At 48.7% G+C, this 15449-nt stretch carries 8 protein-coding genes, 3 tRNA genes, 3 rRNA genes and 2 pseudogenes; 12 read left to right on the top strand and 4 right to left on the bottom strand.

Going from position 1 to position 15449, the window contains the following annotated elements; genetic code table 11:
- Positions 1-102: 102 nt before the first annotated feature.
- The 3 genes from metQ to metN are packed head-to-tail and all read right to left on the bottom strand — an operon-like array spanning position 103 to position 2641.
- The gene (metQ, locus tag MNO13_RS19650) at positions 103-918 is read right to left on the bottom strand and encodes a methionine ABC transporter substrate-binding lipoprotein MetQ (protein ID WP_064539737.1); all 816 of its coding nucleotides are present in this window, start codon (positions 916-918) and stop codon (positions 103-105) included.
- Between the two features lie 45 nt (positions 919-963).
- Complete coding sequence (locus MNO13_RS19645) at positions 964-1617, bottom strand: methionine ABC transporter permease MetI (RefSeq protein WP_064539735.1); 654 nt, start codon at positions 1615-1617, stop codon at positions 964-966.
- Complete coding sequence (gene metN, locus MNO13_RS19640; protein WP_064539733.1) at positions 1610-2641, bottom strand: methionine ABC transporter ATP-binding protein MetN; 1032 nt, start codon at positions 2639-2641, stop codon at positions 1610-1612. Before metN ends, MNO13_RS19645 begins: the two co-directional genes overlap by 8 nt.
- A gap of 188 nt (positions 2642-2829) precedes the next feature.
- Between metN and gmhB the strand changes: the two genes are divergently transcribed.
- From gmhB to dkgB, 8 genes are all read left to right on the top strand, one after another.
- The gene (gmhB, locus tag MNO13_RS19635) at positions 2830-3396 is read left to right on the top strand and encodes a D-glycero-beta-D-manno-heptose 1,7-bisphosphate 7-phosphatase (RefSeq protein ID WP_064539732.1); all 567 of its coding nucleotides are present in this window, start codon (positions 2830-2832) and stop codon (positions 3394-3396) included.
- Positions 3397-3793: 397 nt separating this feature from the next.
- A 16S ribosomal RNA gene (locus MNO13_RS19630) occupies positions 3794-5333 on the top strand.
- Positions 5334-5402: 69 nt separating this feature from the next.
- Positions 5403-5479 (top strand) — tRNA-Ile (locus MNO13_RS19625).
- Between the two features lie 113 nt (positions 5480-5592).
- A tRNA-Ala gene (locus MNO13_RS19620) sits at positions 5593-5668 on the top strand.
- 206 nt (positions 5669-5874) lie between these two features.
- Positions 5875-8783: ribosomal RNA gene (locus MNO13_RS19615) — 23S ribosomal RNA — on the top strand.
- A 111-nt stretch (positions 8784-8894) separates the two neighbouring features.
- Positions 8895-9010: ribosomal RNA gene (rrf, locus tag MNO13_RS19610) — 5S ribosomal RNA — on the top strand.
- Together the 16S, 23S and 5S rRNA genes with 3 tRNA genes alongside form the textbook arrangement of a ribosomal RNA operon.
- 60 nt (positions 9011-9070) lie before the next feature.
- Positions 9071-9147 (top strand) — tRNA-Asp (locus MNO13_RS19605).
- A gap of 176 nt (positions 9148-9323) precedes the next feature.
- Complete coding sequence (dkgB, locus tag MNO13_RS19600) at positions 9324-10127, top strand: 2,5-didehydrogluconate reductase DkgB (protein WP_064549339.1); 804 nt, start codon at positions 9324-9326, stop codon at positions 10125-10127.
- Here dkgB and yafC read toward each other — a convergent pair.
- A pseudogene (gene yafC / locus MNO13_RS19595) lies at positions 10127-11037 on the bottom strand (DNA-binding transcriptional regulator YafC); the annotation flags it as partial. The gene dkgB and the pseudogene yafC overlap by 1 nt on opposite strands.
- Positions 11038-11141: 104 nt before the next feature.
- Here yafC and MNO13_RS19590 point away from each other — a divergent pair.
- From MNO13_RS19590 to MNO13_RS19575, 4 genes and pseudogenes are all read left to right on the top strand, one after another.
- Entirely contained in the window at positions 11142-12317 is a 1176-nt protein-coding gene (locus MNO13_RS19590; RefSeq protein ID WP_241939157.1) for an MFS transporter, read from the top strand.
- A 150-nt stretch (positions 12318-12467) separates the two neighbouring features.
- Positions 12468-13271: an endonuclease/exonuclease/phosphatase family protein gene (locus tag MNO13_RS19585; protein ID WP_064549333.1), complete on the top strand. Its 804-nt coding sequence runs from the start codon at positions 12468-12470 to the stop codon at positions 13269-13271.
- 71 nt (positions 13272-13342) lie between these two features.
- Positions 13343-14110, top strand: a complete 768-nt coding sequence (locus MNO13_RS19580) for a class I SAM-dependent methyltransferase (RefSeq protein ID WP_133522306.1) — start codon at positions 13343-13345, stop codon at positions 14108-14110.
- A gap of 100 nt (positions 14111-14210) precedes the next feature.
- Positions 14211-15447 (top strand): annotated as a pseudogene (locus MNO13_RS19575) (IS3 family transposase).
- The last annotated feature ends 2 nt before the right edge of the window (positions 15448-15449 follow it).

The following is a 15449-nucleotide window of genomic DNA, read 5'->3' as shown; positions in this document are numbered from 1 at the left end:
ATGAATGATAAAACGCGATTATTGAATCAAGCTATTGCACAAATAACAAGACGGGCTTTCGCCCGCCTTAGTATATTTACGCAAAAATAAAAGAATGGAAACTTACCAGCCTTTTACTGCGCCGCCGTTGAAGACTTTGTTTGCTGCTTCGTAAACTTCGTCAGACTGGTAAGCCTGAACGAATTTCTTCACGTTTTCTGCATCTTTATTGTCTTCGCGGGAAACGATCAGGTTCACGTATGGAGAGTCTTTGTCTTCAACGAAGATACCATCTTTCGCTGGAGTCAGGCCAATCTGGCTTGCGTAAGTGGTGTTGATGATAGCCAGCGCAATCTGAGCATCGTCCAGGGAGCGTGGCAGCTGTGGAGCTTCCAGTTCAACCAGCTTCAGATTTTTAGGGTTTTCAGTTACGTCCAGAACGGTTGGCAGCAGACCCACGCCATCTTTCAGTTTAATCAGACCTTGTTTTTGCAGCAGCAGCAAAGAACGGCCAAGGTTAGTTGGGTCGTTTGGCAGAGCGATTTGCGCGCCAGCTTGCAGTTCATCTACAGATTTGATTTTTTTGGAGTAGCCAGCAATCGGGTAAACGAAAGTATTGCCTACACCAACCAGTTTGTAGCCACGGTCTTTGATCTGCTGATCCAGGTATGGTTTGTGTTGGAAAGCGTTAGCATCGATATCGCCCTTGCTCAGTGCTTCGTTAGGCAGAACGTAGTCGTTAAAAGTAACCAGCTCAACATCCAGGCCGTATTTCTCTTTTGCGACTTTCTGCGCAACTTCGGCAACCTGCTGCTCAGCACCAACAATGACGCCTACTTTAATATGGTTTGGATCTTTCTCGTCCTGACCACAACCCACTAGTGCCAGAGAACCAATCAGAGCACCAACTGCCGCAAAGGTTTTAAATTTAAAAGACATATCCTTTCCTTACTATGTGTAAAAAACGATGTTGTGTTGAACGTATTATTTGTGAGTTACAGCCCGGACGATACGATCGCCAGAGAATTGAATTAAATACACTAATACTACCAATAACACTAATACCGTATTCATCACGGTAGCGTTATAACCGATATAACCATACTGATAACCAATCTGACCTAAGCCACCGGCACCAACGGCACCGCCCATCGCGGAATAACCTACGAGAGTAATCAGTGTAATGGTGGCTGCATTTACCAGACCTGGCAGTGCTTCTGGCAGCAGAACTTTGCGGATGATTTGCATTGGAGTTGCACCCATTGCGCGTGAAGCTTCAATCAGACCCGATGGGATTTCTAACAGGGCGTTTTCCACCATACGTGCGATGAACGGTGCTGCACCTACGGTTAATGGAACGATTGCCGCTTGCAGGCCAATTGAAGTGCCGACAATGGTGCGGGTAAACGGAATCATCCATACCAGCAATATAATGAACGGTATAGAACGGAAGATATTTACTAACGCCGAAAGGCTGTTATAAAGCTTGGCGTTCTCGCTGATTTGACCCGGACGTGTAATATAGAGGAGCACACCAACAGGTAGCCCAAGCACGAAGCCAAAGAAGCCAGACACAAAAGTCATTGCCAGCGTCTCATACACTCCTTTAAGGAGTAACCACATCATTGGCTCAGACATAACCCAGCACCTCTACTTTTACATGTTGCTGCTGCAAGTATGCGATCGCAGCGTCCATATCCTGATGTTCTCCATGCAACTCGCACAGCATAATGCCGAACTTCACACCACCGGCGTAATCCATCTGCGCGCTGATGATATTGCTATTCACATTAAAGCGACGGGCTGTTTCGGAAAGTAACGGCGCATCAACCGATTGGCCGGTAAATTCCAGGCGCAGCAATGGAACGGTATCTCCACTCTTTTCTGTACTTAAGCGTTGCGCGTAATCCTCAGGAATATCCAGATGCAGAGTGGACTGAATAAACTGTTGTGCAAGTGGTGTCTTCGGATGAGAGAACACTTCACTTACCGTATCTTGTTCTATTAATTCACCGTCGCTAATCACCGCGACACAATCACAGATGCGTTTTACAACATCCATTTCATGGGTAATCAATAGAATAGTCAGACCAAGACGGCGGTTAATATCTTTCAACAGTTCGAGAATGGAACGTGTTGTTGCTGGATCAAGCGCGCTGGTGGCTTCATCGCATAGAAGAACTTTCGGGTTGCTTGCCAGCGCTCGAGCAATCGCAACACGCTGCTTTTGTCCACCAGAGAGGTTGGCTGGGTACGCATCGTGCTTTTCGCTCAGACCGACCAAATCGAGTAATTCAGATACGCGGCGTTTGATTTCTTCGCGCGGTGTATTGTCCAACTCTAAAGGCAAAGCGACGTTGCCATACACAGTGCGGGAAGAGAGTAAGTTAAAGTGCTGGAAAATCATGCCAATCTGACGACGTGCTTTGGTTAGTTGGCTTTCAGAAAGAGTCGTCAATTCCTGGCCATCGACCAGAATAGAACCTTGTGTTGGACGCTCAAGCAGGTTCACACAACGGATCAATGTGCTTTTCCCTGCACCAGATGCGCCAATCACGCCATAAATTTGCCCAGCAGGAACATGCAGACTGACGTTATTCAACGCCTGTATGCTGCGGTTACCTTGCTGGAACACTTTGGTGATATTAGAAAGTTTTATCATTAGGTTATTTATTATCGTATGAGTGTAAGCCGTGGCATTTTCTGCTGCCGATAACGGGCGATGACCGTTATCGATATGGATGTTAAGGCATCCAGACGTCTAAATCAATCAGCGAATGATTGTCTGTTCTCGCCCAAATAGTAATTCATGCGATACTACACCAAATCCCCAGTATCAGGAGTTTCCAAGTGGCACAGTCTGTTCCCGCTATTTTTCTCGATCGTGATGGCACCATTAATGTTGATCATGGTTATGTCCATGAAGTTGATCAGTTTGAGTTCATTGATGGTGTGATTGACGCAATGCGTGAGTTAAAAGCAATGGGTTATGCGTTAGTTCTTGTCACTAACCAGTCTGGCATTGCCCGTGGCATGTTTACTGAAGCTGATTTTGAAAATCTGACTGAGTGGATGGACTGGTCCTTAGCTGACCGTGGTGTTGACCTTGATGGTATCTATTATTGCCCACATCACCCTGAGGCAATAGTAGAAGAGTTTCGCCAAACCTGTGATTGTCGTAAACCACAACCGGGGATGCTGCTCTCAGCTCAAGAGTTCCTTCATATAGATATGGCTTCTTCTTATATGGTTGGAGACAAGTTAGAAGACATGCAAGCAGCTTCAGCGGCACAAGTCGGGACAAAAGTATTGGTTCGTACAGGTAAACCGGTCACTGAGCAAAGCGAAGCCGCGGCTGATATTGTTATTAATAGCCTCGCAGACCTACCAAAAGCGATAAAAGCGCGTCAAAAATAGACGTTACGCTCAAAAGTTAAACGGTTGGCAATTATTTTGAAAATAGGGGTTGTCAGCCTCCAGAAAATCCCTATACTGCGCCTCCACTGACACGGCACAACGGCTTACAAACCGGCCCGTCAGCCAGATGAAAAGCGAAAATAAACGCTTGACTCTGAAAGAGGAAAGCGTAATATACGCCACCTCGAGTTAGCAAGCGAAAGCGCGTAACTCACTGCTCTTTAACAATTTATCAGACAATCTGTGTGGGCACTCGCAGGATTGATATCTCAGATACCTTCGGGTATCAAAAAAATATCAAGTCTTGAAGAGTGACCAAGCAGTAATTCATTTAAGTGAATTATTACGAAAGTTAATTTTTGAGCACCGCTTCACGAGTTGAAGCAAATCAAGCTTTTAATTGAAGAGTTTGATCATGGCTCAGATTGAACGCTGGCGGCAGGCCTAACACATGCAAGTCGAGCGGTAGCACAGGGAGCTTGCTCCTGGGTGACGAGCGGCGGACGGGTGAGTAATGTCTGGGAAACTGCCTGATGGAGGGGGATAACTACTGGAAACGGTAGCTAATACCGCATAACGTCTTCGGACCAAAGAGGGGGACCTTCGGGCCTCTTGCCATCAGATGTGCCCAGATGGGATTAGCTAGTAGGTGAGGTAATGGCTCACCTAGGCGACGATCCCTAGCTGGTCTGAGAGGATGACCAGCCACACTGGAACTGAGACACGGTCCAGACTCCTACGGGAGGCAGCAGTGGGGAATATTGCACAATGGGCGCAAGCCTGATGCAGCCATGCCGCGTGTATGAAGAAGGCCTTCGGGTTGTAAAGTACTTTCAGCGAGGAGGAAGGCATTGTGGTTAATAACCACAGTGATTGACGTTACTCGCAGAAGAAGCACCGGCTAACTCCGTGCCAGCAGCCGCGGTAATACGGAGGGTGCAAGCGTTAATCGGAATTACTGGGCGTAAAGCGCACGCAGGCGGTCTGTCAAGTCGGATGTGAAATCCCCGGGCTCAACCTGGGAACTGCATTCGAAACTGGCAGGCTAGAGTCTTGTAGAGGGGGGTAGAATTCCAGGTGTAGCGGTGAAATGCGTAGAGATCTGGAGGAATACCGGTGGCGAAGGCGGCCCCCTGGACAAAGACTGACGCTCAGGTGCGAAAGCGTGGGGAGCAAACAGGATTAGATACCCTGGTAGTCCACGCCGTAAACGATGTCGACTTGGAGGTTGTTCCCTTGAGGAGTGGCTTCCGGAGCTAACGCGTTAAGTCGACCGCCTGGGGAGTACGGCCGCAAGGTTAAAACTCAAATGAATTGACGGGGGCCCGCACAAGCGGTGGAGCATGTGGTTTAATTCGATGCAACGCGAAGAACCTTACCTACTCTTGACATCCAGAGAATTCGCTAGAGATAGCTTAGTGCCTTCGGGAACTCTGAGACAGGTGCTGCATGGCTGTCGTCAGCTCGTGTTGTGAAATGTTGGGTTAAGTCCCGCAACGAGCGCAACCCTTATCCTTTGTTGCCAGCGGTTCGGCCGGGAACTCAAAGGAGACTGCCAGTGATAAACTGGAGGAAGGTGGGGATGACGTCAAGTCATCATGGCCCTTACGAGTAGGGCTACACACGTGCTACAATGGCGCATACAAAGAGAAGCGACCTCGCGAGAGCAAGCGGACCTCATAAAGTGCGTCGTAGTCCGGATCGGAGTCTGCAACTCGACTCCGTGAAGTCGGAATCGCTAGTAATCGTAGATCAGAATGCTACGGTGAATACGTTCCCGGGCCTTGTACACACCGCCCGTCACACCATGGGAGTGGGTTGCAAAAGAAGTAGGTAGCTTAACCTTCGGGAGGGCGCTTACCACTTTGTGATTCATGACTGGGGTGAAGTCGTAACAAGGTAACCGTAGGGGAACCTGCGGTTGGATCACCTCCTTACCTAATAGATACGAACTTGCGTAGTGCTCACACAGATTGTCTGATAGAAAACGAGCAGTAAAACCTTATAGGCTTGTAGCTCAGGTGGTTAGAGCGCACCCCTGATAAGGGTGAGGTCGGTGGTTCAAGTCCACTCAGGCCTACCAAACTTCTCTCCATGCTGTGTTGCGACCCCGCTCACATACTTTAGTATGCTTCGCGGTGACGCGCCTTGCCTGATGAGAAGTTAAAGGTAAATCAAAGGTTTTACGAAATCGATGGGGCTATAGCTCAGCTGGGAGAGCGCCTGCCTTGCACGCAGGAGGTCAGCGGTTCGATCCCGCTTAGCTCCACCATCATTTCATGCTCACCCAATACTTCTAAGTGTACTGTTTAACAGTGTGCTGAGAAGTATTTGCTCTTTAAAAATCCGGAACAAGCTGAAAATTGAAACGACACACTGTTTCCTTCCTCCGTAATAAGGAAGGAATAGAGGTGTGTTCGAGTCTCTCAAATTTTCACAACATACGATTGTGTCTTACGAGACATCTTCGGGTTGTGAGGTTAAGCGACTAAGCGTACACGGTGGATGCCCTGGCAGTCAGAGGCGATGAAGGACGTGCTAATCTGCGATAAGCGTCGGTAAGGTGATATGAACCGTTATAACCGACGATTTCCGAATGGGGAAACCCAGTGCAATTCGTTGCACTATCGTTAAGTGAATACATAGCTTAACGAAGCGAACCGGGGGAACTGAAACATCTAAGTACCCCGAGGAAAAGAAATCAACCGAGATTCCCCCAGTAGCGGCGAGCGAACGGGGAGCAGCCCAGAGTCTGAATCAGTTTGTGTATTAGTGGAAGCGTCTGGAAAGTCGCAGGGTACAGGGTGATACTCCCGTACACAAAAATACACATGCTGTGAACTCGAAGAGTAGGGCGGGACACGTGGTATCCTGTCTGAATATGGGGGGACCATCCTCCAAGGCTAAATACTCCTGACTGACCGATAGTGAACCAGTACCGTGAGGGAAAGGCGAAAAGAACCCCGGCGAGGGGAGTGAAACAGAACCTGAAACCGTGTACGTACAAGCAGTGGGAGCCTCTTTTATGGGGTGACTGCGTACCTTTTGTATAATGGGTCAGCGACTTATATTCTGTAGCAAGGTTAACCGTATAGGGGAGCCGCAGGGAAACCGAGTCTTAACTGGGCGTTAAGTTGCAGGGTATAGACCCGAAACCCGGTGATCTAGCCATGGGCAGGTTGAAGGTTGGGTAACACTAACTGGAGGACCGAACCGACTAATGTTGAAAAATTAGCGGATGACTTGTGGCTGGGGGTGAAAGGCCAATCAAACCGGGAGATAGCTGGTTCTCCCCGAAAGCTATTTAGGTAGCGCCTCGTGAACTCATCTTCGGGGGTAGAGCACTGTTTCGGCTAGGGGGCCATCCCGGCTTACCAACCCGATGCAAACTCCGAATACCGAAGAATGTTATCACGGGAGACACACGGCGGGTGCTAACGTCCGTCGTGAAGAGGGAAACAACCCAGACCGCCAGCTAAGGTCCCAAAGTCATGGTTAAGTGGGAAACGATGTGGGAAGGCACAGACAGCCAGGATGTTGGCTTAGAAGCAGCCATCATTTAAAGAAAGCGTAATAGCTCACTGGTCGAGTCGGCCTGCGCGGAAGATGTAACGGGGCTAAACCATGCACCGAAGCTGCGGCAGCGACGCTTATGCGTTGTTGGGTAGGGGAGCGTTCTGTAAGCCGTTGAAGCTGGACTGTGAGGTCTGGTGGAGGTATCAGAAGTGCGAATGCTGACATAAGTAACGATAAAGCGGGTGAAAAACCCGCTCGCCGGAAGACCAAGGGTTCCTGTCCAACGTTAATCGGGGCAGGGTGAGTCGACCCCTAAGGCGAGGCCGAAAGGCGTAGTCGATGGGAAACAGGTTAATATTCCTGTACTCGGTGTTACTGCGAAGGGGGGACGGAGAGGGCTATGTTAGCCGGGCGACGGTTGTCCCGGTTTAAGCATGTAGGCGGAGAGTTTAGGTAAATCCGGACTCTTATTCAACGCTGAGGTGTGATGACGAGGCACTACGGTGCTGAAGTAACAAATGCCGCACTTCCAGGAAAAGCCTCTAAGCATCAGGTAACATCAAATCGTACCCCAAACCGACACAGGTGGTCAGGTAGAGAATACCAAGGCGCTTGAGAGAACTCGGGTGAAGGAACTAGGCAAAATGGTGCCGTAACTTCGGGAGAAGGCACGCTGTCGGTAGGTGAAGTCCCTTGCGGATGGAGCTGAAGGCAGTCGAAGATACCAGCTGGCTGCAACTGTTTATTAAAAACACAGCACTGTGCAAACACGAAAGTGGACGTATACGGTGTGACGCCTGCCCGGTGCCGGAAGGTTAATTGATGGGGTTAAGCGCAAGCTGAAGCTCTTGATCGAAGCCCCGGTAAACGGCGGCCGTAACTATAACGGTCCTAAGGTAGCGAAATTCCTTGTCGGGTAAGTTCCGACCTGCACGAATGGCGTAATGATGGCCAGGCTGTCTCCACCCGAGACTCAGTGAAATTGAAATCGCTGTGAAGATGCAGTGTACCCGCGGCAAGACGGAAAGACCCCGTGAACCTTTACTATAGCTTGACACTGAACACTGGTCCTTGATGTGTAGGATAGGTGGGAGGCTTTGAAGCGAGGACGCCAGTTCTTGTGGAGCCAACCTTGAAATACCACCCTTTAATGGCTGGTGTTCTAACGTAGACCCCTAATCGGGGTTGCGGACAGTGTCTGGTGGGTAGTTTGACTGGGGCGGTCTCCTCCTAAAGCGTAACGGAGGAGCACGAAGGTTAGCTAATCACGGTCGGACATCGTGAGGTTAGTGCAAAGGCATAAGCTAGCTTGACTGCGAGAGTGACGGCTCGAGCAGGTGCGAAAGCAGGTCTTAGTGATCCGGTGGTTCTGAATGGAAGGGCCATCGCTCAACGGATAAAAGGTACTCCGGGGATAACAGGCTGATACCGCCCAAGAGTTCATATCGACGGCGGTGTTTGGCACCTCGATGTCGGCTCATCACATCCTGGGGCTGAAGTAGGTCCCAAGGGTATGGCTGTTCGCCATTTAAAGTGGTACGCGAGCTGGGTTTAGAACGTCGTGAGACAGTTCGGTCCCTATCTGCCGTGGGCGCTGGAGAATTGAGGGGGGCTGCTCCTAGTACGAGAGGACCGGAGTGGACGCATCACTGGTGTTCGGGTTGTCATGCCAATGGCATTGCCCGGTAGCTAAATGCGGAAAAGATAAGCGCTGAAAGCATCTAAGCGCGAAACTTGCCCCGAGATGAGTTCTCCCTGACCCTTTAAGGGTCCTGAAGGAACGTTGAAGACTACGACGTTGATAGGCTGGGTGTGTAAGCGTAGCGATACGTTGAGCTAACCAGTACTAATGATCCGTGAGGCTTAACCTTACAACACCGAAGGTGTTTTGGTTGAGAGACTATGACATTTGATTTTCAGCTTGAACCGAGATTAAGTTGATGGTTGTGTGGATAACACAACGGTTAACAAAACAGAATATGCCTGGCGGCACTAGCGCGGTGGTCCCACCTGACCCCATGCCGAACTCAGAAGTGAAACGCCGTAGCGCCGATGGTAGTGTGGGGTCTCCCCATGCGAGAGTAGGGAACTGCCAGGCTCCAAATTCAAAGCAGTAAAAGCCAGACTGTGACATCTGGTGGTAGTAAAGAAATTCGGTGGAGCGGTAGTTCAGTCGGTTAGAATACCTGCCTGTCACGCAGGGGGTCGCGGGTTCGAGTCCCGTCCGTTCCGCCACTTATTAAGCCCTGAGTCTTTTAGACTCAGGGCTTTTTGCCGTCTAAAATTCACTGGAAATTTTCTTATTATTGTTAATTTCGCAAATATCTTCTGCATTTGGATCTCTTTTTTAGCAAAGTAATCACCTCCATAATCCTCGTATAACAAATATATATCCCCCAACGAGGTAAAAAATGACAATTCCTGCATTTGGTTTAGGTACTTTTCGCTTAAAAGACGACGTTGTTATCGCATCGGTAAAAACTGCTCTTGAACTGGGATACCGTGCCGTAGATACAGCTCAAATCTATGATAATGAAGCTGCAGTCGGCCAGGCGATTGAAGAAAGTGGAGTGGGGCGTGATGAACTGTTTCTCACCACCAAAATTTGGATTGAGAATCTTGGCAAAGACCAATTAATTCCAAGTCTGAAGGAAAGTTTGCGTAAACTGCGTACGCCATACGTTGATATGACTCTTATTCACTGGCCTTCACCGAATAATGCTGTTTCGGTAGAAGAATTCATGCAGGCATTGTTGGAAGCAAAAAGTGAAGGCTTGACTCGCCATATTGGTGTTTCTAACTTCAATATTGATCTGATGCAGAAGGCTATTGATACCGTTGGGGCTGAAAATATTGCAACTAACCAGATTGAGCTTTCACCTTACTTACAGAATCGCAAGGTAGTTGAATGGGCACAAGAGCAGGGGATTCATATAACGTCATATATGACGCTTGCCTATGGCAAGGCTCTGAAAGACGAAGTGATTAGCCAGATTGCACTGAAACATAATGCGACTCCGGCCCAGGTTATTTTGGCGTGGGCAATGCAGTTGGGTTACGCAGTCATTCCTTCTTCGACTAAGCGCGAGAATTTGCAAAGTAATTTACAAGCACAGGCTGTGCTTCTCGATACTGAAGATATGACTACTATTGCTGCTCTGGATTGCAATGACCGGCTGGTTAGCCCAGAAGGTTTGGCTCCTGAGTGGGATTGATTACCCATTACAGCCCCTGCGGGGGCTGTTGAACATGTTCACTCAGAAAATCAATGAACGCTCGTATCCGACTACTCACGGCCCGATCACTGTAATACACCGCGCTAAATGGCATCTCTACCGGCAGTAACTTATCAGCCAGTAATTCGACAAACTTCCCCTCAGCAATTTCCCTGTTAATCATATAGTCAGAAAGGCAGGCTATCCCATTCCCATTCAGGCAAAGTTGCTTGAGAGTCTCACCACTGTTTGAGGTTATTCCTGGTGTTATGTCATACCGTAACCCATCAGACTGTGCGACAGGCCATTTATTCAAACTCTCCGTCTCAGAAAAACCCAGGCAAATATGATCCTGAAGATCTTCTGCACATTGTGGTAAGCCATGCTGCGCTAAATATTCTGGTGATGCGATAATTTTACGGCGGCTGGTAAAAAGCGGTCTGGCTCGTAGAGTTGAGTCAGTCAAAGTACCTGCGCGTATAGCAACATCTACTTTGCGCTCAATCAGATTTATGAATGTTTCTGATGAAATGAGAGAAAGTGTCACATCCGGGTAACGTTCACGGAATGGTTTAATCAACGGCATTAAAAGATGTAGCATTACTGGTGTGGCAGCATCGATACGCAGTAAACCACGCGGGCTTTGTCTGGTTTCCATCAACTCATTTTCTGCGGTGGTCATATCTTGCAAGATCTGCTGTACGCGGCGGAAATAGCGCTCACCTTCCTCAGTCAAGCTCAACTGGCGCGTTGTACGATTAAGAAGTGTCACACCCAACTTCATCTCTAGTTTCTTTACCGAACGACTCACAGCTGAATTTGCTTGTTCGAGTTGCACTGCCGCACGACTGAAACTTCCGTTTTCCACAACGGCGACAAAAATTGCCAGTTCTTCAGAGGTGGCTTTCATTATTGCTCCTGAGACAAAATTGTATTGAGATTTTGCATATTTTTGTTATTTAACCACCTTGCCATACTGCGTGCCATCAAAAGACACCTGCTATGGAGTAAATCATGCCACTGGCACTATGGGCACTGACTATCAGTGCATTTGCTATCGGTACTACCGAATTCGTTATTGTTGGGTTGGTGCCAACAATTGCCGATCAACTTTCAATTTCACTACCTTCTGCTGGGTTACTGGTTTCAATTTACGCATTGGGTGTTGCCGTCGGAGCACCGGTATTAACTGCTCTGACAGGAAAACTCCCACGCAAACAGCTGTTGGTAGGTTTAATGGCACTTTTCACTGCAGGCAATTTGTTAGCCTGGCTGTCACCAAACTATGAAACATTGGTTGTTGCTCGTCTGCTGACGGGTTTGACACATGGAGTGTTCTTTTCAATTGGCTCCACGATTGCAACAAGCCTCGTACCAAAGGAGAAAGCTGCCTCAGCGATAGCGATTATGTTTGGTGGTTTAACAGTTGCCCTGGTGACAGGTGTTCCACTTGGGACGTATATCGGCCAGCATTTCGGCTGGCGTGAAACCTTCCTTGCGGTATCTGTTATCGGAGTTATTGCCTTAATTAGCAGCACTATTCTGGTTCCTAAAGATATCCCGATGCGAGCAGTCGCTAGCCTTAAAGATCAATTAAAAGTGATGACCCATCCTCGCTTGCTGATCATTTATGCGATCACTGCGCTGGGCTATGGCGGTGTGTTTACCGCATTCACCTTCCTGGCTCCGATGATGCAAGACCTTGCAGGTTATTCACCGGCGGCAGTAAGTTGGATTTTATTGGGCTACGGCGTTTCTGTTGCGATTGGCAATATCTGGGGAGGTAAACTTGCAGATCGCCATGGTGCAGTACCGGCATTAAAGTTTATTTTTGCTTCACTTGCCGTATTACTTTTAGTGTTTCAATTTACCGCGAGTTCACATGTTGGATCGTTAGTCACAGTGCTGATTATGGGGGTTTTTGCCTTCGGAAATGTGCCTGGTTTGCAGGTCTACGTAGTGCAGAAAGCAGAGGAATATACCCCAAATGCGGTAGATGTTGCCTCTGGACTAAATATTGCCGCATTTAATATTGGGATAGTATTAGGATCGATTATTGGCGGACAAACAGTGCAAAGCTTTGGTTTGGAGCAAACCCCATGGATCGGGGCGGTTATTGTCGCTGGTGCATTACTGTTAATTAACTTCAGTGGTCGGCTTGATACACGCCGTGAAATTGCTATCGGTTAACCTACGCGAGCCAGATTGTTAGCAATTACTTACGGTCTTGTTCAGCAATGGTTTGAATTGGTCGTTGAAACTCGACTCTAAAGTCCCTATAACTGAAAGACAGCCTTCGATGTGGAGGCTTCTTTGGTTACAGGAGTCATTAGTAAAAACGTGCGCAAAAATACTTATGCCATGAGATATGTTGCCGGTCAGCCAGCAGAACGCATTCTGCCTCCAGGCTCATTTGCGACTATAGGTCAGGCATTGCCGCCCGGAGAACCCCTGCCGAGTGAGGCATCATTAAAAGTATTGGTATGGAACATCTTCAAGCAACAGCGCGCAGAATGGCTTTCAGTGCTGCAAAATTTCGGGAAAGATGCCCACCTGGTTTTATTGCAAGAAGCGCAAACTACGCCTGAACTGGTTAGATTTGCCACCAGTAATTATCTGGCGGCAGACCAGGTACCGGCTTTTGTATTGCCTCAACATCCTTCAGGCGTCATGACGTTATCTGCGGCACATCCTGTTTATTGCTGTCCATTACGCGAAAGAGAACCGATTTTACGTCTATCTAAATCCGCATTAGTGACAGTTTATCCATTACCTGATGGGCGGCTGTTGATGGTCGTTAATATTCATGCTGTGAACTTTAGTCTCGGCGTGGATGTGTACAGCAAACAACTTGGTCCAATTGGCGACCAAATTGGTCACCATAACGGCCCAGTTATCATGGCAGGGGATTTCAATGCCTGGAGCCGCCCACGTATGAATGCGCTTTACCGCTTCGCTCGTGAAATGACATTACGCGAAGTGCGCTTCACTGATGATCATCGCCGTCGTGCATTTGGGCGCCCACTCGATTTCGTGTTTTACCGTGGTTTGAACGTCACAGAAGCCTCTGTTCTGGTGACTCGCGCATCTGACCATAACCCTCTACTAGTCGAATTCCGTCCCGGCAAACCTGAGCTGAAGTAAGGTTAGTCAGGTCTGCCATCGGGCAGACCTATGTGCTGCCCTTTCTTATCATCAACTGCAAGGACAAGACAATGACAACACAATCTCACCATGACAAAGTCGATCAGCAATTTGGCTCACAGGCTAGTGCCTATCTGACCAGTGCGGTTCATGCTTCTGGTCGTGATCTCGAACGCCTCAGTGAACGCCTGGTGGCATTTCCACAGGCTCGATTACTCGATATGGGATGTGGGGCCGGGCACGCGAGCTTTATTGCGGCAGCGCAGGTGAGGGAAGTTGTTGCTTATGATCTCTCAGAGCAAATGCTGGCTGTGGTGAATGAAGCGACTAAAGCTCGTGGGATCAATAATGTTGAAACTCAGCAGGGTTACGCTGAAGTCTTACCTTTCGATGATTGCTCATTTGATGTTGTGATAAGCCGTTATTCAGCCCACCACTGGCATGACGTGGGTAAAGCGTTGCGCGAAGTAAGGCGCGTATTGAAACCTGGCGGTGTTGTCATTTTCATGGATGTGATGTCTCCGGGACACCCTGTGTTAGACATCTGGTTGCAAACGGTTGAAGCATTACGCGATACCTCTCACGTGCGTAATTATTCTAGTGGCGAATGGTTGAGCCTGTTTAATGACGCAGGTTTGAGCTCACAAAATCTGTTGTGCGACCGCTTGAATCTGGAGTTCTCAAGCTGGATTGCGCGGATGAGAACACCTGCAACGCTGGCTGACGCTATTCGGATGTATCAGCAAAGTGCATCTGATGAAGTGCGGCGCTACTTTGAATTGCAAACGGACGGTTCGTTCACAAGCGACATTATCATGCTTGAAGCTAAACGAGTGTAAGTGATAAATAAAAAAGGCACCTAAAAGGTGCCTTTTTCTTTGATTATGACCCGTCCTAAATAGCGTTGACACATTTAACTCGCAGGCAGAGGAAAATGTGATGAACCAATATGTTAAACGCACACAACGCGATTACCCTCTATCCTTTAAACTGGCCGTTGTCGAACAGGTCGAAAAAGGGGAAATGACTTACCGTCAGGCGCAAGACCGCTACGGTATTCAGGGTAGCCACACCGTCATGACGTGGTTGCGCAGATACGGTCAACTCGACTGGCACTCCCCCTCTCTCGCAAGAAAGTGCGGAGCTACTATGCCCAAAATACCTCTTACTCCCGAACAACGGATCAAAGAACTCGAGCAGCAACTGGCTGAATCAGAAATAAAAGCCCAGTTTTTTGAAGCTGTCGTGAAGGTAATGAATACCGAGTTCGGAGCCACACTGACAAAAAAGCAGTTGGCCACCTTATCACGCAAGCACAAACGCCGGGACTCACAGTAATGCGTGCTTGCCGGTTCATGGGGATCAGCCGACAGGCATGGTATCAATCCCTGCAACGTGAGCGCGGAAGAGAAAGACAGGCGCAGCATATCGTTGAACAGGTGACGACCATCCGGCTACACCAGCCCCGGCTGGGGACACGTAAACTGCATTATTTATTGCGACAGCAACCAGAGCCGGCACTCCATGTCGGTCGGGATCGTTTGTTCCAGATACTGCGTGGCGCACGATTACTGGTAATACCGAAACGGGCGTATCACAAAACGACTCAAAGCCATCATCGCTTTTATCGTCATCCTAACTTATTGAAGGCGGGAGAAAATCAGGTTGTTGCCAGCCGCCCGGAGCAGGTGTGGGTCGCGGATATCACGTACATTCCCCTGCGTAAGGGAACGGCGTACCTCAGTCTGATAACAGACGTCTGGTCGAGAAAAATCGTGGGATATCATGTGCATGAAAGTCTGCATACCCATCATGTGGCTAAGGCGTTCAGAATGGCGCTGGTCAGCAGGCGTACAGCACATCCACTGGTGCATCACTCAGATCGGGGTGTGCAGTACTGTTCAACAGAATATCAGGCACTACACCAACGCCATGGGGTCATCTGCTCGATGACAGACGGGTATGACTGTTATCAGAATGCGCTGGCGGAACGGGTAAACGGGATATTAAAAATGGAATATCTGCTCGGGAAGCCAGAAGATATCGGACAGGCAAGAAAGATGGTCAGGGAGTCGGTGGAAATCTACAACACGCGGCGGCCACATCTGTCGCTAAAATACAAAACGCCCGATGAAGTTCATCGGGCGTTGTAAGGCCGAAAAGTGTCAACCTATAGCA

Source organism: Buttiauxella ferragutiae, from assembly GCF_022637515.1.
Classification (GTDB): domain Bacteria; phylum Pseudomonadota; class Gammaproteobacteria; order Enterobacterales; family Enterobacteriaceae; genus Buttiauxella; species Buttiauxella ferragutiae.
This window is presented reverse-complemented; position numbering and strand designations above follow the sequence as displayed.

Bases quoted from the DNA above. Each gene is read 5' to 3' on its own strand.
- dkgB (WP_064549339.1), top strand. From the start codon at position 9,324: ATGACAATTCCTGCATTTGGTTTAGGTACTTTTCGCTTAAAAGACGAC.
- MNO13_RS19590 (WP_241939157.1), top strand. From the start codon at position 11,142: ATGCCACTGGCACTATGGGCACTGACTATCAGTGCATTTGCTATCGGT.
- MNO13_RS19580 (WP_133522306.1), top strand. From the start codon at position 13,343: ATGACAACACAATCTCACCATGACAAAGTCGATCAGCAATTTGGCTCA.
- MNO13_RS19645 (WP_064539735.1), bottom strand. From the start codon at position 1,617: ATGTCTGAGCCAATGATGTGGTTACTCCTTAAAGGAGTGTATGAGACG.
- metN (WP_064539733.1), bottom strand. From the start codon at position 2,641: ATGATAAAACTTTCTAATATCACCAAAGTGTTCCAGCAAGGTAACCGC.
- metQ (WP_064539737.1), bottom strand. From the start codon at position 918: ATGTCTTTTAAATTTAAAACCTTTGCGGCAGTTGGTGCTCTGATTGGT.